Below are 18,707 nucleotides of genomic sequence, written 5' to 3'. Positions count from 1 at the left end.
AAGGCTTCCTCCTTCATTAAAAAGTGAATAACTAGTACTAATTTAGCATTTTTTCAGATAGTTTTCCACAGAAAGAAAAGAAAAAAATAAATTTATTTGTATTATCCACAAAATCCACGTCAAAAAAAAAGAGAAAATCACAAGAGAGGAAAAAGTTTATCCACAGGAGTAATCAACAGGTGGATAAGTCAGCTAATAAAAAAGTTTTTAACAAGCACTTGTGGATAAAAAAGTTAATATTTATAAGCGATTGAATAAACAATTCACAGAAAAGAGAGAGTCTGTGGATTTCTTTTTTTACATGTGTTTATTCTGTGTAAAAAATGGGCTAAAAAAATTGTGGATAATTGTTGTTGATAACTTTTTCCACAAAAAAATCACACGGCAAAAAATAATGTTGTGGATAAGTTTTAAGAGAGTTAATATTATTTTATATTGACAAAACAGCATTCTAGTCGGTATACTATCAAAGTATGTCTGTGTTTATAATTAGATAAGAAATTTTGGAGGTGGAATACATGAAAAGAACATACCAACCAAATAAACGTAAACGTCAAAAAGTTCACGGATTCCGTAAACGTATGAGTACTAAAAATGGACGTCGTGTTTTAGCAAGCCGTCGTCGTAAAGGAAGAAAAGTTCTTTCAGCTTAGGCCACTGGGGTTTCAGTGGTTTTTTTTATGCCCTTTTTTAGGGAAATGATGAACTGATAACAGTAAATATGGTATGATGGTTCACGTAAGTGAGAGATAGAAAAGGAAAGAAAACTAATGAAAAAAGCGTATCGAGTAAAAAAAGAACGAGAGTTTCAAGCCGTCTTTAAAACAGGGGCTTCCTTTGCTAACCGTAAGTTTGTTGTTTACCGATTAGATAAAAAAGACCAACCTCATTTTAGAGTAGGACTTTCAGTAGGTAAAAAAGTTGGAAATGCAGTCTCCCGCAATGATGTAAAAAGAAAGATTCGTGCAGCGATTTATTCTTTTAAAGATGAAATCGATCCAGAATTAGACTTTATTGTAATTGCAAGACCAAGTGTTAAAGGACTGACTTACGATGAGATTCGCTCAAATTTAGTCCATGTCTTAAAGCTTGCAAAAATAATCGATAGAGAGGTAACGAGTACGTGAAGAAATACAAACGTTTACTTTTGATGGCTGGCATAATTAGTTTAGTTGTCATCTTGTCTGGTTGTGGAACTGGAGAAGTGAGTGCACAAAGTACAGGAATTTGGGATCGCTACATTGTTTATAATTTTGCTCAAGCGATTAAAGGCTTATCATTTGGGAATGCTGGAATCGGGATTATCCTATTTACATTAGTGATTCGGGTAATTTTATTACCATTAATGCATTTTCAAACAAAAAGTATGCGCAAAACACAAGAAGTTCAACCGAAATTAAAAGAGCTACAACAGAAATATTCTTCTAAAGATCCTGAGACTCAAAGCAAATTGAGAGAAGAACAACAACGGCTTTACGCTGAAAATGGTGTAAATCCATACGCTGGATGTCTTCCTTTGTTGGTACAAATGCCAATCTTGATGGCATTATGGCAATCAATTTCTCGTGTACCAGAATTAAAACAGGGACATTTTCTTTGGCTTAATTTAGGTGAAGCAGATCCAACATTTATTTTGCCAATTTTAGCTGCAATTTTTACTTTTGCAAGTACTTACTTATCTAGTATGAGTCAAATTGAGTCAAACCCAACAACAAAAATTATGAGTTTTGCTATGCCAGTGATGATTTTAGTTATGGGTGTTAACTTAGCAAGTGGTCTTTCATTATACTGGGTAGTTTCAAATGCCTTTCAAGTTGTTCAGACATTGTTGATTAATAATCCGTTTAAGATCCGTAAAGAACGTGAAGAAGTAGCAATGAAGATTCGTGAAAAAGAAAAAGCGTTGAAAAAAGCCACAAGTCCTAAGAAAAAACGTAAAAAATAAGGGAGGTAATGCTAATGCCGATTTATAAAGCTGCAACAGTAGATGAAGCCATTCAAAATGGTTTGAATCAATTAGGTTTGACTAAAGATCAAGTTGAACTTGAGATACTTGACGAAGGAAAAAAAGGTTTCCTTGGGATGGGCCGTAAAGATGCTCAAGTGTCTATTGAGCCATCTGTTAGTGAAACTATTTCAGAAGTAGTGGAAGAAACAGTTGAAGACGTTCTAGAAGAAGCTCCTGTAGAAATCACAGTGATCGATGAAATTGAAGTAGAGTCAGAAGAAAGTTCAGTAGAACAAGAATTAAGTGACTTGGATGATGAAGCAGCTTTAACGGAATTGGCACTTTATCTTACTGAAATTTCTAAACATTTGGACGCGCCTGCTCTGGTAAAAATGGAGAGAGAAGCAAACTTAGTTGTTTTTCACTTAGAAACACAAAAACAAGGAATTTTAATTGGTAAACATGGGAAGACACTGAATGCTTTGCAGTATTTAGCACAAGTATTTATCCATCGGGTGGCTACAAACAAATTATCAATTGTTGTTAATGTAGGAAACTACCGTGAAAAGCGCCAAGAAATTATTCAGCGTTTAGCTGAGCGAACAGCTGATAAAGTCATTCGTACAGGTCAGCCAGTATTTTTAGAACCAATGCCGGCTTTTGAGCGAAAACAGATTCATGCAGCACTAAGTAAAAATGACGGAGTAAAAACACACTCTGAAGGTGAAGAGCCTTATCGATATTTAGTTGTTGAGCCAGCAAAAAGATTCTATTAAAGTGAAATAAAAATCAAAAAGGAAATGTCACAAGTCAGTTGACTTGTGACATTTCCTTTTTTGTTTCTATTTTTGTTTCTATATATATAAGATAATAAAGAAAAAAGAACACTAAAATAATTTTTTTATGGCTAAATGGTGTGAAGAAATAAAATCAGATTGACAAAATTTTTTAAACCAAGTATATTTTACTAGAAATCATTCTTATCGAAGTATACGATCGTAGTAGTCTAACTTTGATAAAAAGAAGTACAAGGCATTTGCTTTGTACTTTTTTGCTTAAAAATAAGGTTAGAGACTAGTCAATCAAAAGAACTTGATTCATTTTTAGAAATGTGATAGTCTATGACAAGAATTTAATCAAGAACAAGCAGTCAAAGTGCTAAGTTCACCTTTTTATGTAAAGGGTGGAGTGGGCGCTTTTTTTGTGCGTAAAATTAAAGGAGAAGTGAAAAAATGGCTGAAATTACTTTGGAGTTTGACACAATCGCAGCAATCTCAACGCCACCAGGTGAAGGTGCAATTAGTATTGTACGCTTGAGTGGTGATCATGCAGTTCAAATTGCCAATAAAGTTTATCGTAGTGGAACAAAAACTTTACTCGAAGTACCTAGCCACACGATTCATTATGGTCATATAGCTGATCCAAAAGATAATCATCTAGTGGATGAAGTGATGGTCTCAGTAATGTTAGCACCGAAAACTTTTACTCGTGAAGATGTGGTTGAAATTAATTGTCATGGTGGGATTGTTGTAGTCAATCAGGTACTTCAGCTTTTACTTAGAGAGGGTGCGCGTCTAGCGGAGCCAGGAGAATTTACAAAGCGTGCATTTTTAAATGGACGGGTGGATTTGTCACAAGCAGAAGCTGTCATGGATTTAATTCGTGCAAAAACAGATAAGGCAATGGACCTAGCAATTAATCAATTAGATGGAAATCTTTCTTCATTAATTCGTGCATTGCGCCAAGAAATTTTAGAAACGTTAGCACAAGTTGAAGTCAATATTGATTATCCAGAATATGATGATGTTGAAGAAATGACAACTAAATTATTACTTGAAAAAGCGCAAATGGTTCATCAAAAAATTGAAGAGCTATTGGCAACTTCAAAACAAGGAAAAGTTTTACGAGAAGGGCTAAGCACAGCAATTATTGGACGCCCTAACGTAGGGAAATCAAGTTTGCTAAATCATTTATTGCGAGAAGAAAAAGCAATTGTAACTGATATTGCCGGAACGACACGTGATGTGATTGAAGAATATGTCAATGTTCGGGGGGTACCTTTGAAATTGATTGATACAGCTGGAATTCGTGAGACGGATGATGTTGTAGAACGAATTGGTGTAGAAAGAAGTAGAAAAGCTTTGTCTGAATCTGATTTGATTTTATTAGTTTTAAATCAAAGTGAAGCTCTAACAGCAGAAGATGAACAATTATTAGAAGCAACCAATGGATTAAAGAGAATCATTCTTTTAAATAAAACTGATCTACCCGCAAAAATTGAACTAGATAAACTAGCAACATTTATTAATCATGAACCTGTTTTTCCAGTTTCAGTCACAAACAATGATGGTTTGGATCAATTAGAACTTGCTATTACTGAACTGTTTTTCGGTGGGAAAACAGGCGAGAAAGATGCAACTTATGTTTCAAATACGCGACATATCGCATTATTAGAAAAAGCAGCTATTTCATTAGATGAAGTGGTCACAGGAATAGAGGCTGGTATGCCTGTTGATTTAGTTCAAATCGATATGACACGTTGTTGGGACTATCTTGGAGAAGTAGTTGGAGATAGTGTCCAAGATGAATTGATAACACAGTTATTTAGTCAATTTTGTTTAGGAAAATAGAGGAGGAACATCTTTTGAATCAATATCAAGCAGAGTCGTATGATGTCATCGTTGTTGGAGCAGGGCATGCTGGATCTGAAGCAGCGTTAGCCTCGGCTAGACTAGGATCGAAAACATTGCTATTAACAATTAATTTGGATATGGTTGCATTTATGCCTTGTAATCCATCAGTAGGCGGACCAGCTAAAGGAGTGGTTGTTCGTGAGATTGATGCTTTAGGCGGAGAAATGGGAAAAAATATTGACAAAACGTACATTCAAATGAGAATGTTGAATACCGGAAAAGGACCTGCAGTTCGTGCTTTGCGCGCACAAGCTGACAAGCATGCCTATGCCTCAGAAATGAAACATACCATTGAAAAAGAACCTAATTTGACGCTACGACAAGGAATTGTTGAAGAAATAATTGTTGAAGATGGTGTTTGTCGTGGCGTCGTTACCTCTACAGGCGCACGTTATAGCGCGAAAGCTGTTGTTATCACAGCTGGAACAGCTCTTCGTGGTGAAATTATTATTGGTGAATTAAAATATTCATCAGGTCCAAATAACTCACAGCCATCAGTAGGTTTAGCCAATAATCTAAAGGAATTAGGGTTTAAGATTGAACGATTTAAAACAGGAACACCACCACGTGTAAAATCAAGTACAATTGATTATTCAGTCACAGAAGAACAACCTGGTGATGAAAAACCTAATCATTTTAGTTTTAGCACACCTGATAGTGCATATAAAATTGATCAAGAGCCTTGTTGGTTAACTTACACTGGTGAATCAACGCATCAAATTATTCGTGACAATTTACATCGTGCACCGATGTTTACTGGAATTGTTGAAGGTGTGGGCGCACGTTACTGCCCTTCAATTGAAGATAAAATTGTTCGCTTTGCTGATAAACCACGTCACCAATTGTTTTTAGAGCCAGAAGGATTAAATACAGAAGAAGTATACGTCCAAGGGCTATCCACATCGTTACCAGAAGATGTTCAAGTAGATGTATTGCATTCAATTGCTGGTTTGGAAAAAGTGGAAATGATGCGTACGGGATATGCCATTGAGTATGATGTCATTGAGCCACATCAATTACGTCCAACACTTGAAACAAAAGTAATTGAAAACTTGTATACAGCTGGTCAAACAAACGGAACAAGTGGGTATGAGGAAGCGGCAGGTCAAGGTCTGATTGCTGGAATCAATGCATCATTAAAAGTCCAAGAAAAAGATCCTTTCGTAATTAAACGTAGTGATGGCTATATTGGTGTGATGATTGATGATTTGGTGACAAAAGGAACAAATGAACCTTATCGTTTACTTACTTCTCGTGCCGAGTATCGTTTGATTTTACGACATGACAATGCAGATTTACGTTTGACTGAAATGGGTCATCAAATTGGATTAGTAAAAGAAGAACAATATGATTCTTACCTATCGAAGAAAGCAGCGGTTGAGCAAGAAATTAAACGATTAATGAGCATTCGAATTAAGCCAACAGAGGAAGTCCAAGCTTTCTTGAGTAGCATTGAAGCAGCATCATTAAAAGATGGTGTCTTGGCAAGTGATTTCTTGAAACGTCCAGAGATTTCTTACGCAGATTTGTTAAAATTTATTCCAGAAAATGATGCACTGACACATAAAGAAATTGAACAAGTTGAAATTCAAATTAAATATGAAGGTTACATCAAAAAAGCCATGGAAAAAGTTGAAAAATTAAAACGTATGGAAGCTAAAAAAATTCCAGAAAATATCGACTACGCAGCAATCAATGGTTTAGCTACAGAAGCAAAACAAAAATTGCAAAAAATTCAACCTGAAACGATTGCGCAAGCGAGTCGAATTAGTGGTGTAAATCCTGCCGATTTGAGTATTCTGATGGTCTATATCGAACAAGGGAAGATTGCGAAAGTTAACGCATCTGCCCAATAAATTTTTAAAATAAAAAGAGAACTTGAGCTGTAATAATTTATATACTTGCTCGAGTTCTTTTTTGTTCGTTTTTTAGTGCGAATTTTTTTAAGATTGTCCAAGGAAGCATTGCAAGAAAAAGAAAATTGCGTTAAAGTAGGAGAAGATTCTGTGAAACAATTTCTGTTTCACAATGAAAGGACTAATTATGACACCAGAAGAATTTCGCCAAGCATTAGCAGAAAAACAAATTCATTTATCAGATCATCAGATGGAGCAATTTGCCACGTATTTTAAAACACTAGTTGAGTGGAATGAAAAAATGAATTTAACAGCTATTACAGATGAAAATGAAGTGTATTTGAAACATTTTTATGATTCGCTGACACTGGCTTTTGAAGTTGACTTTACCGAGAAGCTTTCTTTGTGTGATGTTGGATCAGGCGCAGGCTTTCCAAGTATTCCATTAAAAATTGTTTTTCCAGAGCTACAAATTACAATTGTTGACTCATTAAATAAACGAATTACTTTCTTAACAGAATTAACTAACTTATTAGGTATTAGTGCTTCTTTATACCATGATCGCGCAGAAACATTTGGGCAAAACATAGAATTTCGTGAATCTTTTGACTTAGTTACTGCAAGGGCTGTTGCTAGATTAAACGTATTGGCAGAATTATGTATGCCACTAGTCAAGTTAGGTGGTCATTTTTATGCATTAAAAGCTGCTAAAAGTGAAGAAGAATTGACTGAAGCAAAACATGCAATTGCTATCTTGGGTGGTAAATTTATCAAGGAGACAGCAGTTGATCTGCCAAAAATTTCGGATCAACGTCATATTCTTACTATAGAAAAGAAAAAAGTCACACCAAAAAAATATCCAAGAAAACCTGGATTGCCTAATAAGCAACCCATTAAGTAGGAGGAGAAGAGATGGCACAAATTATATCTGTTGCAAACCAAAAAGGTGGAGTTGGTAAAACGACAACTACAGTTAATCTAGGTGCTTGTCTTGCTAGCCTAGGAAAAAAAGTACTCTTAGTTGATATGGATGCGCAAGGAAATGCTACTAGCGGTGTGGGTGTCCGAAAACCGGATGTTAAGCAAGATATTTACGATGTATTGGTGAATGAATTGCCAATTGCAGAAGCAACGATTGTAACAGAACATGAAAATTTAAATATCGTGCCTGCTACTCTCCAATTAGCTGGAGCAGAAATTGAATTAACTTCTATGATGGCTAGAGAATCTCGATTAAAAGGTTCTTTAGCAGAAGTAAAGAATCAATATGATTATATTTTGATTGATTGCCCGCCTTCTTTAGGTCACTTAACAATCAATTCGTTTACTGCTAGTGATGCAATTTTAATACCTGTCCAGTGTGAGTATTATGCTTTAGAAGGCTTAAGCCAATTACTTAATACCGTTCGTTTAGTACAAAAACATTTTAACCCCGACTTAGAAATTGCTGGCGTTTTATTAACGATGTATGATGCAAGAACGAACCTTGGGACAGAAGTTGTGGAAGAAGTTCGTAAGTATTTCCGTGAAAAAGTCTATGATACGATTATTCCAAGAAATGTTCGTTTATCAGAAGCACCAAGTCATGGTCTACCAATTATTGACTACGATCCACGTTCTCGAGGAGCAGAAGTTTATCAAGCATTGGCAAAGGAAGTGGTTGATCGTGAAGAAAAATAAAGGCCTAGGTCGAGGAATCAACGCGCTATTTCAAGATTTAGAAAATTTAGAAAGTGTTGATGTAAAAGACGAAGCAGTTATTCAATTACCTTTGAACGAGCTACGTCCTAATCCTTATCAACCACGAAAAACGTTTGAAGAAGTATCTCTACAGGAGCTAGCTAATTCAATTGAACAATCGGGTGTGTTTCAACCAATTATTGTTAGAAGATCTACGGTAAAAGGGTATGAAATTATCGCTGGTGAGCGACGTTTTCGTGCTTCAAAATTAGCTGAAAAAGAAACAATTCCAGCAATTGTACGAGAATTCAATGAAGAAGCAATGATGCAGGTTGCTGTTTTAGAAAACTTGCAACGAGAAGATTTAAATCCTTTAGAAGAAGCAGAAGCTTACGAAATGCTGATGAAAAATTTGAATTTGACACAAGCAGAAGTAGCCAGCCGTTTAGGGAAAAGTCGTCCTTACATTGCGAACTACTTACGATTGTTGTCTTTACCAGATCTAGTGAAGGAAATGGTTCAAGATCACCGTTTATCAATGGGACAAGCTAGAACCTTATTAGGTCTAAAAAATAAAGATCTTATTTTGAAATTAGCTAATCGTGTAGTATCTGAAAACTTAACTGTTCGTCAATTAGAACAAACAGTGTCTGAATTAAATCAAAATGATGGGAAAGAAAAGAAAAAAATCCCACGTTTGGCAAAAGAAAAACCTTATTACATTCGTGAAAGCGAAGATCGTTTGATGGATAAATTTGGTACGAGTGTTGCAATTCAAGAAAAAGATGGCAAAGGAAAAATTGAAATTGAGTATCTTTCACAAAACGATTTAACAAGAATTCTTGATATTCTTAACATTCAATTTGATGAAGAGTAGAAACAGGAGGCTATTTTATGTATGATTTAGGCGATATTGTTGAAATGAAAAAACCTCATGCTTGTCAAACAAATCGTTGGGAAATCATTCGTATGGGAGCAGACATCAAAATTAAATGTGTGAACTGTGGCCATATCGTGATGATGACACGTCGCGATTTTGAAAAAAAACTAAAAAAAATACTTGAAAAAAAGGCAAAGAAAGAGTGAATTAATTTATGGCATTGACTGCTGGAATCGTTGGCTTGCCCAACGTAGGAAAATCAACTTTATTTAATGCAATTACAAAAGCTGGAGCAGAAGCAGCGAACTATCCTTTTGCAACAATTGATCCAAACATTGGAATGGTTGAAGTACCAGACTGGCGTTTACAACGCTTAACAGAACTTGTACAACCGAAAAAAACTGTACCAACGACATTTGAATTTACTGATATTGCCGGTATCGTTAAGGGCGCAAGTAAAGGTGAAGGATTAGGAAATAAATTTTTAAGCCATATTCGCCAAGTAGATGCAATTTGTCATGTTGTTCGTTGTTTTGATGACGATAACATCACCCATGTTGAAGGTCGTGTAGATCCTTTAGGCGACATTGATACAATCAACTTAGAGTTGGTTTTAGCTGATTTGGAATCAATTACTAAACGTTATACACGTGTGGCTAAAGTAGCAAAAACAAAAGATAAAGAAGCTGTGGCAGAGTTAGCTGTGTTGGATAAAATCAAACCAGTTTTAGAAGAAGGCCGTTCTGCCCGTTCAATCGAATTTACGGAAGAAGAACAAAAAATCGTTAAGAGTCTATTTTTACTGACAACTAAACCTATTTTATATGTGGCGAACGTATCAGAAGATGATGTTGCTGATGCAGAATCAAATCATTATGTTCAAGAAGTGCGCAATTTTGCAGCAGAAGAAAATGCTGAAGTTATCGTAGTTTGTGCCCGAGCAGAAGAAGAAATTGCTGAACTAGATGAAGAAGACAAAGCAGAATTCTTAGAAGCTTTAGGAATTGAAGAATCTGGTTTAGATCAATTGATTCGTGCAGCCTACGGATTACTTGGATTAGCAACTTATTTCACAGCAGGTGAGCAAGAAGTGCGTGCTTGGACTTTCAGAAAAGGAATCAAGGCACCACAAGCAGCTGGAATTATCCATACGGACTTTGAACGTGGCTTTATTCGTGCAGAAACAGTTTCATTCGATGATTTGAATAAATATGGAAATATGCATGCAGCTAAAGAAGCTGGACGTGTTCGTTTAGAAGGTAAAGAGTACATTGTACAAGATGGAGACGTTATGTTGTTCCGTTTTAATGTATAAAAGGGCTATCATAGTTTGCTAAAAATATGTTAAAATATTTTTTGTGACGACCGTTAAGCAAACTAACGGCTAAGGAGGACTACTAGATCATGGAACCAGAGCAATTACGTGAAATGGTGAAAGAAAATAATAATTTAGAAACACAATTAACGAAGCGAAACCAACAGTATATTTTTGATTTGAAAAAATCTTTAGAAGCAGCAAACTTATCTGAGGCAGAGAAAGTTAATGCGCTTCATGATATGTTACCTGTCTTGGTGAAAGAACAAAAAGGCGGCAAAACTGCACGTCAGCTTTTTGGAACAGTTTCTGAGCGAACAGAATCAATTATTAGTAAGCCAGTAGCACCTAAAAAATCTTCTACACCAGTTTTGATGTGGTTAGATAATACATTATTGTTATTAGGTTTATTGAGTATCATGATTGCAATTACAGGTTTCTTTTCACGTGAAACAGCTCCAGCTTATGGAATCTCAACACTTCTGTTTGGATCAGCTATCGGTGGTTGGGTATTTTATATGATGTATAAATATATTTATCAGTATGAATATCCAGGTGCAGATAGAAGCAAGAAACCAGGAATGTTAAAAACATTATTGATTTTAGGTGGTTCAACACTTGTGTGGGTAATCGCATTCTCAGCGACAACGTTACTTCCACCAGTTCTTAACCCAGTGTTAAATCCAATTGCAGTAATTGTGATTGGTGCAGCAGCATTAGCACTACGTTACTACTTGAAGAAAAAATATGAAATCGTGGGCAGTCTATCTGTTCCAAGAAGATAATTAGCAAGCAACGTACGAAATTATTCGTGCGTTGTTTTTTTTTATATTTTCTTTCGTAACAATGAGAATAATCAAAATAAAATCTTTGTTTTATGAGAAATAAAGCAGCAGTTGCTTCTTAGTTATTGACTTAAAGGATAAAATCGCTTATTTTAATAGATAAACTAAATTAGAGGAGTGGTACTAACAATGTCCAACTGGGAAACAAAGTTCACGAAAAAAGGTTTTACTTTTGATGATGTCTTATTGATACCAGCAGAAAGTCACGTGTTACCAAACGAAGTGGATATGAGCATACAACTAGCAAAAAACATTAAGTTAAATATTCCAATTATGAGCGCAAGCATGGATACAGTAACTGATAGTAAGATGGCAATTGCGATGGCTCGTCAGGGTGGTCTAGGTGTTATTCATAAGAACATGACAATTGACCAACAAGCAGAAGAAGTTCGCAAAGTAAAACGTTCAGAAAGTGGCGTCATCATTGACCCATTCTTTTTAACACCACAACATCTAGTTGCTGATGCTGAAGAATTAATGAGTAAATATCGAATTAGTGGTGTTCCAATTGTTGAAACTTTGGAAAATAGAAAATTAGTAGGAATCATTACTAACCGTGATATGCGTTTCGTAACAGATTATCATATTCCGATTGACGATGTGATGACAAAGGATAACTTAGTTGTTGCCCCAGAAGGAACTTCTCTAAAAGATGCAGAGAAAATTTTACAAAAACACAAAATTGAGAAATTACCAATCGTCGATGAAGATGGTCGTTTAAGTGGCTTGATTACTATCAAAGATATTGAAAAAGTCATCGAATTTCCTAATGCTGCGAAAGATGAACATGGTCGTTTATTAGTTGCTGCTGCTGTAGGCGTAACAAGCGATACTTTTGAACGTGCTGATGCATTGTTAACTGCTGGTGTAGATGCAATCATTATTGATACAGCTCATGGACACAGTGCAGGTGTAATTCGCAAGATTAAAGAAATTCGTGAAACTTTCCCAGCAGCAACACTGATTGCTGGAAATGTAGCAACTGCTGAAGCAACGAAAGCACTTTATGATGTTGGTGTTGATGTTGTTAAAGTTGGTATTGGACCTGGTTCGATTTGTACAACCCGTGTTGTTGCAGGTGTCGGTGTTCCTCAATTGACAGCAATCTATGATGCAGCTTCTGTTGCGCGTCAGTATGGTAAAACAATTATTGCCGATGGCGGAATCAAATATTCAGGTGACATTGTTAAAGCACTAGCTGCTGGAGGACATGCAGTTATGTTAGGTAGTATGCTAGCCGGAACAGATGAATCACCAGGTGAATTCGAAATTTTCCAAGGTCGTCGTTTCAAAACATATCGTGGAATGGGCTCATTAGGTGCGATGGAAAAAGGATCAAAAGATCGTTATTTCCAAGGAAGTATCAATGAAGCAAATAAATTAGTTCCCGAAGGTATTGAAGGACGTGTAGCTTATAAAGGAAGCGTAGCAGATATTATCTTCCAAATGATTGGTGGATTAAAATCAGGAATGGGCTATGTCGGAGCTGCAAACTTACAACAACTACGAGATGATGCACAATTCATCCAAATGAGTGGCAGTGGACTAAAAGAATCACATCCACATGATGTTCAAATCACTAAAGAAGCACCAAACTACTCAGTTGAATCATAAATAAAAGAAAAACTTCCACCAAAATCATAATTGATTTTGGTGGAAGTTTTTTGTTTTAGAAAGTAAATTTAGTTGATTACTCTTAAATTACCCATATATGGCACTAGAGCTTCAGGAATAGTTACTGAGCCATCTTCATTTTGGTAGTTTTCTAAGATAGCTGCAACTGTACGGCCAACAGCTAAACCAGATCCATTCAATGTATGAGCGTAATGAATTTTTCCATCTTCATCACGGTAGCGAATCATTGCTCGACGTGCTTGGAAATCTTCACAGTTTGAACATGAACTAATTTCACGGAAAGTATCTTGCGCGGGAATCCAAACTTCTAAATCATACGTTTTAGCAGCAGAGAAGCCCATGTCACCTGTTGACAAAGCAACGACACGATAAGGTAAGTTTAATTTTTGCAAAATATCTTCAGCATCATTAGTCATTTTTTCTAGTTCTTCATAAGAATGTTCAGCATCAGAAAATTTAACCATTTCAACTTTGTTAAATTGGTGCAAACGAATCAGACCACGAGTATCTCTACCAGCACTACCAGCTTCTGAACGGAAAGCAGGGCTAAGAGCGGTAAAGCGAATTGGTAAATCTTTTCCATCTAAAATTTCGTCATTATAATAGTTGGTTAAAGGAACCTCTGCAGTAGGAATCAATGTTAAATCGGTATTTTCTAATTGGAAAACATCTTCTTTAAATTTTGGAAATTGACCTGTCCCGAACATTGCACGACTGTTAACAATGTAAGGAGTAATCATTTCAGTATAACCATGTTCATAAATATGTTGATCAAGCATAAAATTATACACGGCGCGTTCTAGGCGTGCACCTAATCCTTTATAATAAACAAAACGGCTTCCTGAAACTTTTGCGCCACGTTCAAAATCTAAAATATCAAGATTTTCTGCGATTTCCCAGTGTGGTTTAGGTTCAAAAGAAAAGTTTCGGGGATTGCTCCAACGACGAACTTCTACATTATCGTCTTCATCTTTTCCAATTGGTACTGAGTCATTAGGCAAGTTTGGTAAAGTAGTAGCAATCTGAGTAAGTTTTTCATCAACATCAGCAATTTCTGTATCTAAGGCTTTGATGTTCCCACCAACTTCTTTCATTTCTGAAATTTTTGCAGAAGCATCTTCTTTATTACGTTTTAGTTGTGCAATTTCTGCAGAAACATCATTTCGATATTTTTTTAATTCCTCACTTTTTACAAGCAGATTACGACGACTTTCATCTAATTCCATAAATTCAGCCAAAGTTTCTTTTTTTACGCCACGTGTCATTAATTTTTCTTGAACTGAGTCAAAGTTCTGACGCATCATTTTTACATCTAACATTAATTAATTCCTCCTTTATAAATAAAAAAAACTATTCCTTCCCAAAAATCTTGGGACGAAATAGTTTTGTATTCGCGGTACCACCCGAGTTCAGCTTTAATTGCTGCTCTTGTTTACAGATAACGGCTGTTAACCGGCTTTTCTTATTTCAAAAAGCACACATCATAGAACTGGAACTTCCAAATTATTTTTTGCTGATTTGCAGCGACCATCAGCTCTCTGTTAAAAAATAAAGTGTACTAGGTTCTGTGTTTAGTATTCACTAATTGACTTAAGAATATCGAAAAATGAGATATTCGTCAACTGATTATTTTTCATCTTGAGGAAGTTTACTATTTTTTTTCAAAGGTAGGTGCATAATAAATGAAGTCCAACTTTGATCTGATTTTGCATAAATGTACCCACCGTGTAATGCAACAATACTTTGAGCAATTGCTAGCCCAAGTCCTGTTCCGCCAGTTGCTTGTGATCGAGATTCTTCCACACGATAAAAACGATCAAATAAATTATCAAGAGATTGTTTTGGAATCATTGCCCCATTATTTTTAACGACTGCTACAACTTCTGTTCCGACACGTTCGACTTCAATGATAATATTTGTAGCTCCTTTACCGTACTTCAGGGCATTTGTAATTAAATTATTAAAGACGCGGACCAATTTTTCTGTATCCCCATCCATAATCAGAGAAGACTCTTTAGATTGAACAAGTATTTGAATATTTTTTTTTGCAGCTTCCAACTCAAAGTCAGCAGCAAGCTGCTCGATTAATTGAATCAAATCAAATGCTGAAAAGTTAACAGGCACTGCTGGCTGTCGCACTTTTGTATATTCAAAAAGGTCTTCAACTAAGGATTTCATTTGTTTTGCCTTTACATAAGCAGTATGTGTGTACTTCAAAAGATCTTCTTGAGAATGATATTGTCCATCTTCAATCAGACCTAAGTAACCAATAATGGATGTTAAGGGTGTACGAATGTCATGGCTCACGTTTGTAATCAGTTCGTCTTTTGATTTTTCAATTTTTCGCTCATCCTCAATAGCAGCAACCGTACTATCTACTAAGCCATTGATACTAGTAACAACTCTACTAAGATCGCCACTAAGTTCAAAAGGGATTCGATGATCATAATTACCATTAGCAATGAAATGTAGCTCACTGATAATATGACGTAATTGCATTTGTCGATAGCGCCGAATCAAGCGCCAATATAAAACTGCTACATCTAATAGTAAGAAAAGCGGAATAATAAAATTCCTACCATTCCAAAAAAGATCAGAGCCAAGTCGCTGGGCAAAAATATTTTTTGAGTCCCAAATTGCGTTTGTGAGAGAAGGAGAGCTGTTGATGACAGAACTAATTACTACTAAAATAGCGACATTTAATAGAAGTAAAAGAATAACTGTGATAATTCCTTCTGCTAAAAGTTCACTGATTTCTTTGGAAGTTAAAATGATACGCCGTCGTTTCTCTTTTCCCACGCTCTTATCTTGCGTCAATTTTATATCCAACCCCCCAAACAGTTTGAATTACTTTTTCTCCACCTGTAGCTTCTTCAATCTTATCTCGTAAATGGCTCACGTGAACCATAACTGTTTTTGCTGAGACAATACTTTCTTGTTTCCAAACACGTTCAAAAATTTCATCCGCACTAAATACACGATTTGGGTGACTAGCTAAAAGATATAAAATGCCAAATTCTAAAGCAGTTAATTGGATTTCTTTCCCGTCAATTGTTTTTACTTCATGGGAGTCTTTGTTGATTATTAATGAATTTACTTCTAATACATCCGGTTGTTCAGCAGTTATTTGCATTTTTGTACGACGTAATAAAGATTTTACACGCGCCATAACTTCCAATGGATTAAATGGTTTGGTTACGTAGTCATCTGCACCAGCAACTAACCCTTTGATTTTATCCATATCAGTTGTTTTTGCTGTTAACATAATAATTGGAATTTGAGATTCTTTTCGTAATTCTTTTACAACTTGCATACCATCCATTTCAGGCATCATGATATCTAAAATAAGCAATTCAATATCGGGAATAGTTCTAATTTTTGATAGTGCCTCTTTTCCGTCATAAGCTTTTACTGCCTCGTAACCTTCATTGTGTACATAGATACTTAATAACTCTACAATTTCTTTGTCGTCATCTGCAATTAAAATTTTCATATAATGAATCCTCCAGAATAAGTGTGTTTACTATTATTCTAGCAAAAAAAAGCAGAAATAGATAAAAGCAACACTTTGTTAACAAAAAATTTAGAAGAAATCACTGTAAATCAAACATAATAGAAAAAAACTGAACAATTATTACAGATGTAATATAAAATCAAGCGAAAATAGTGTAAAAAGCGAATGATTTTAAAGCAGAATTAAACAATGATCGAACTTGTTATAAATGTTGTTAAAACAGCATTTTTATTATTGACTTTAGAATTTTAAGTTGGTATATTATTATTTGTTCAACAAGAGCAATTAAAATTTTGTTGATTAGTCGTTAAATAAGTTGTTGACATGTTCATTATGGCATGATAAGATAACTAAGTTGTTTAAAAAGAACTGCTTATGAAGCTTGATTTCATCAAGGAAAACTTCAAAAAAAGTTCTTGACAAATAACAAACGATGCGATATGATAAATGAGTTGCTGAAAGATTTCTCAAACGAAATCAAAAAAAACTTTTTTAAAAAGAGTTGACATTCAAACGTCACTCTGATATGATATAAAAGTTGCTACGGCAATTCAAGTAGACCTTTGAAAACTGAACAAAGTAAGACAAACCAAATGTGTAGGGCGTCTTGATTCAATTCAAGACAACAAACATTTTTAAACAGCAAGCAATATGCTAGCAAACAAATTGAGCTTAACAATCGAAAGATTGTTCTAACTTTTATTATGAGAGTTTGATCCTGGCTCAGGACGAACGCTGGCGGCGTGCCTAATACATGCAAGTCGTACGCTTTTTCTTTCACCGGAGCTTGCTCCACCGAAAGAAAAGGAGTGGCGAACGGGTGAGTAACACGTGGGTAACCTGCCCATCAGAAGGGGATAACACTTGGAAACAGGTGCTAATACCGTATAACAATCGAAACCGCATGGTTTTGATTTGAAAGGCGCTTTCGGGTGTCGCTGATGGATGGACCCGCGGTGCATTAGCTAGTTGGTGAGGTAACGGCTCACCAAGGCCACGATGCATAGCCGACCTGAGAGGGTGATCGGCCACATTGGGACTGAGACACGGCCCAAACTCCTACGGGAGGCAGCAGTAGGGAATCTTCGGCAATGGACGAAAGTCTGACCGAGCAACGCCGCGTGAGTGAAGAAGGTTTTCGGATCGTAAAACTCTGTTGTTAGAGAAGAACAAGGATGAGAGTAACTGTTCATCCCTTGACGGTATCTAACCAGAAAGCCACGGCTAACTACGTGCCAGCAGCCGCGGTAATACGTAGGTGGCAAGCGTTGTCCGGATTTATTGGGCGTAAAGCGAGCGCAGGCGGTTTCTTAAGTCTGATGTGAAAGCCCCCGGCTCAACCGGGGAGGGTCATTGGAAACTGGGAGACTTGAGTGCAGAAGAGGAGAGTGGAATTCCATGTGTAGCGGTGAAATGCGTAGATATATGGAGGAACACCAGTGGCGAAGGCGACTCTCTGGTCTGTAACTGACGCTGAGGCTCGAAAGCGTGGGGAGCAAACAGGATTAGATACCCTGGTAGTCCACGCCGTAAACGATGAGTGCTAAGTGTTGGAGGGTTTCCGCCCTTCAGTGCTGCAGCTAACGCATTAAGCACTCCGCCTGGGGAGTACGACCGCAAGGTTGAAACTCAAAGGAATTGACGGGGGCCCGCACAAGCGGTGGAGCATGTGGTTTAATTCGAAGCAACGCGAAGAACCTTACCAGGTCTTGACATCCTTTGACCACTCTAGAGATAGAGCTTCCCCTTCGGGGGCAAAGTGACAGGTGGTGCATGGTTGTCGTCAGCTCGTGTCGTGAGATGTTGGGTTAAGTCCCGCAACGAGCGCAACCCTTATTGTTAGTTGCCATCATTTAGTTGGGCACTCTAGCAAGACTGCCGGTGACAAACCGGAGGAAGGTGGGGATGACGTCAAATCATCATGCCCCTTATGACCTGGGCTACACACGTGCTACAATGGGAAGTACAACGAGTCGCGAAGTCGCGAGGCTAAGCTAATCTCTTAAAGCTTCTCTCAGTTCGGATTGTAGGCTGCAACTCGCCTACATGAAGCCGGAATCGCTAGTAATCGCGGATCAGCACGCCGCGGTGAATACGTTCCCGGGCCTTGTACACACCGCCCGTCACACCACGAAAGTTTGTAACACCCGAAGTCGGTGAGGTAACCTTTTTGGAGCCAGCCGCCTAAGGTGGGATAGATGATTGGGGTGAAGTCGTAACAAGGTAGCCGTATCGGAAGGTGCGGCTGGATCACCTCCTTTCTAAGGAATATTACGGAGACTACACACGTTTGTCATCATTACTTTGTTCAGTTTTGAGAGGTTTACTCTCTTCATTTAAA

General features: G+C 36.8%; 16 protein-coding genes, 1 rRNA gene and 1 other annotated feature. Of the genes, 14 read left to right on the top strand and 3 right to left on the bottom strand.

Translation table 11 applies throughout. The features are described 5' to 3' along the window. Window positions 1-518: 518 nt before the first annotated feature. The 13 genes from rpmH to guaB all read left to right on the top strand — a co-directional run bounded on the left by rpmH (window position 519) and on the right by guaB (window position 12,831). Window positions 519-653 carry a 50S ribosomal protein L34 gene (rpmH, locus tag IGJ93_RS12665; RefSeq protein WP_002293121.1) on the top strand — a complete coding sequence of 45 codons (135 nt, stop codon included), beginning with the start codon at window positions 519-521 and terminating at the stop codon, window positions 651-653. A 117-nt stretch (window positions 654-770) separates the two neighbouring features. Continuing rightward, complete coding sequence (gene rnpA / locus IGJ93_RS12660; protein ID WP_067483666.1) at window positions 771-1,127, top strand: ribonuclease P protein component; 357 nt, start codon at window positions 771-773, stop codon at window positions 1,125-1,127. Beyond that, on the top strand, window positions 1,124-1,945 hold the full coding sequence (locus IGJ93_RS12655) for a YidC/Oxa1 family membrane protein insertase (RefSeq protein WP_067483668.1): 822 nt from the start codon (window positions 1,124-1,126) through the stop codon (window positions 1,943-1,945). The genes rnpA and IGJ93_RS12655 overlap by 4 nt, the downstream gene beginning before the upstream one ends. 14 nt (window positions 1,946-1,959) lie before the next feature. Then, complete coding sequence (gene jag / locus IGJ93_RS12650; RefSeq protein WP_075491777.1) at window positions 1,960-2,724, top strand: RNA-binding cell elongation regulator Jag/EloR; 765 nt, start codon at window positions 1,960-1,962, stop codon at window positions 2,722-2,724. Between the two features lie 456 nt (window positions 2,725-3,180). After that, complete coding sequence (gene mnmE / locus IGJ93_RS12645) at window positions 3,181-4,578, top strand: tRNA uridine-5-carboxymethylaminomethyl(34) synthesis GTPase MnmE (protein ID WP_430596960.1); 1,398 nt, start codon at window positions 3,181-3,183, stop codon at window positions 4,576-4,578. Window positions 4,579-4,592: 14 nt separating this feature from the next. Further along, a complete protein-coding gene (gene mnmG, locus IGJ93_RS12640; RefSeq protein ID WP_271026987.1) occupies window positions 4,593-6,497 on the top strand; it encodes a tRNA uridine-5-carboxymethylaminomethyl(34) synthesis enzyme MnmG in 1,905 nt (634 codons plus the stop codon). Window positions 6,498-6,684: 187 nt separating this feature from the next. After that, window positions 6,685-7,398, top strand: a complete 714-nt coding sequence (gene rsmG / locus IGJ93_RS12635) for a 16S rRNA (guanine(527)-N(7))-methyltransferase RsmG (protein WP_075491813.1) — start codon at window positions 6,685-6,687, stop codon at window positions 7,396-7,398. 11 nt (window positions 7,399-7,409) lie between these two features. After that, on the top strand, window positions 7,410-8,177 hold the full coding sequence (locus tag IGJ93_RS12630; protein ID WP_067483676.1) for a ParA family protein: 768 nt from the start codon (window positions 7,410-7,412) through the stop codon (window positions 8,175-8,177). Further along, a complete protein-coding gene (locus IGJ93_RS12625) occupies window positions 8,164-9,054 on the top strand; it encodes a ParB/RepB/Spo0J family partition protein (RefSeq protein ID WP_067483678.1) in 891 nt (296 codons plus the stop codon). The genes IGJ93_RS12630 and IGJ93_RS12625 overlap by 14 nt, the downstream gene beginning before the upstream one ends. 17 nt (window positions 9,055-9,071) lie before the next feature. After that, window positions 9,072-9,263: a DUF951 domain-containing protein gene (locus tag IGJ93_RS12620; protein ID WP_067483680.1), complete on the top strand. Its 192-nt coding sequence runs from the start codon at window positions 9,072-9,074 to the stop codon at window positions 9,261-9,263. Window positions 9,264-9,271: 8 nt separating this feature from the next. After that, window positions 9,272-10,372, top strand: coding sequence for a redox-regulated ATPase YchF (gene ychF, locus IGJ93_RS12615; protein ID WP_067483682.1), 1,101 nt, complete (start codon window positions 9,272-9,274; stop codon window positions 10,370-10,372). Window positions 10,373-10,461: 89 nt separating this feature from the next. Next, the gene (locus IGJ93_RS12610; RefSeq protein ID WP_071869235.1) at window positions 10,462-11,157 is read left to right on the top strand and encodes a DUF1129 domain-containing protein; all 696 of its coding nucleotides are present in this window, start codon (window positions 10,462-10,464) and stop codon (window positions 11,155-11,157) included. 189 nt (window positions 11,158-11,346) lie between these two features. Further along, window positions 11,347-12,831 carry an IMP dehydrogenase gene (gene guaB / locus IGJ93_RS12605; RefSeq protein WP_067483686.1) on the top strand — a complete coding sequence of 495 codons (1,485 nt, stop codon included), beginning with the start codon at window positions 11,347-11,349 and terminating at the stop codon, window positions 12,829-12,831. 68 nt (window positions 12,832-12,899) lie between these two features. On the opposite strand, the gene serS is transcribed toward guaB, so the two are convergent. The 3 genes from serS to IGJ93_RS12590 form a co-directional block, all read right to left on the bottom strand. Continuing rightward, the gene (gene serS, locus IGJ93_RS12600; protein WP_071869236.1) at window positions 12,900-14,171 is read right to left on the bottom strand and encodes a serine--tRNA ligase; all 1,272 of its coding nucleotides are present in this window, start codon (window positions 14,169-14,171) and stop codon (window positions 12,900-12,902) included. A 48-nt stretch (window positions 14,172-14,219) separates the two neighbouring features. Then, window positions 14,220-14,428: a binding site (T-box leader), on the bottom strand. Window positions 14,429-14,478: 50 nt separating this feature from the next. Further along, window positions 14,479-15,669 carry a sensor histidine kinase gene (locus IGJ93_RS12595; protein ID WP_067483690.1) on the bottom strand — a complete coding sequence of 397 codons (1,191 nt, stop codon included), beginning with the start codon at window positions 15,667-15,669 and terminating at the stop codon, window positions 14,479-14,481. Further along, on the bottom strand, window positions 15,656-16,345 hold the full coding sequence (locus IGJ93_RS12590; RefSeq protein WP_067483692.1) for a response regulator transcription factor: 690 nt from the start codon (window positions 16,343-16,345) through the stop codon (window positions 15,656-15,658). Before IGJ93_RS12590 ends, IGJ93_RS12595 begins: the two co-directional genes overlap by 14 nt. A 721-nt stretch (window positions 16,346-17,066) precedes the next feature. Here IGJ93_RS12590 and IGJ93_RS12585 point away from each other — a divergent pair. After that, window positions 17,067-18,627, top strand: a 16S ribosomal RNA gene (locus IGJ93_RS12585). Window positions 18,628-18,707 lie beyond the last annotated feature (80 nt).

The sequence above is a fragment of the Enterococcus sp. DIV0174 genome (assembly GCF_050529065.1).
Taxonomy (GTDB): domain Bacteria; phylum Bacillota; class Bacilli; order Lactobacillales; family Enterococcaceae; genus Enterococcus_B; species Enterococcus_B thailandicus.
This window is presented reverse-complemented; position numbering and strand designations above follow the sequence as displayed.

What these genes read in the sequence shown, in the direction of transcription:
- rpmH (WP_002293121.1), top strand. Translation starts at nt 519, where the DNA reads ATGAAAAGAACATACCAACCAAATAAACGTAAACGTCAAAAAGTTCAC.
- rnpA (WP_067483666.1), top strand. Translation starts at nt 771, where the DNA reads ATGAAAAAAGCGTATCGAGTAAAAAAAGAACGAGAGTTTCAAGCCGTC.
- jag (WP_075491777.1), top strand. Translation starts at nt 1,960, where the DNA reads ATGCCGATTTATAAAGCTGCAACAGTAGATGAAGCCATTCAAAATGGT.
- mnmE (WP_430596960.1), top strand. Translation starts at nt 3,181, where the DNA reads ATGGCTGAAATTACTTTGGAGTTTGACACAATCGCAGCAATCTCAACG.
- rsmG (WP_075491813.1), top strand. Translation starts at nt 6,685, where the DNA reads ATGACACCAGAAGAATTTCGCCAAGCATTAGCAGAAAAACAAATTCAT.
- IGJ93_RS12630 (WP_067483676.1), top strand. Translation starts at nt 7,410, where the DNA reads ATGGCACAAATTATATCTGTTGCAAACCAAAAAGGTGGAGTTGGTAAA.
- IGJ93_RS12620 (WP_067483680.1), top strand. Translation starts at nt 9,072, where the DNA reads ATGTATGATTTAGGCGATATTGTTGAAATGAAAAAACCTCATGCTTGT.
- ychF (WP_067483682.1), top strand. Translation starts at nt 9,272, where the DNA reads ATGGCATTGACTGCTGGAATCGTTGGCTTGCCCAACGTAGGAAAATCA.
- IGJ93_RS12610 (WP_071869235.1), top strand. Translation starts at nt 10,462, where the DNA reads ATGGAACCAGAGCAATTACGTGAAATGGTGAAAGAAAATAATAATTTA.
- guaB (WP_067483686.1), top strand. Translation starts at nt 11,347, where the DNA reads ATGTCCAACTGGGAAACAAAGTTCACGAAAAAAGGTTTTACTTTTGAT.
- serS (WP_071869236.1), bottom strand. Translation starts at nt 14,171, where the DNA reads ATGTTAGATGTAAAAATGATGCGTCAGAACTTTGACTCAGTTCAAGAA.
- IGJ93_RS12590 (WP_067483692.1), bottom strand. Translation starts at nt 16,345, where the DNA reads ATGAAAATTTTAATTGCAGATGACGACAAAGAAATTGTAGAGTTATTA.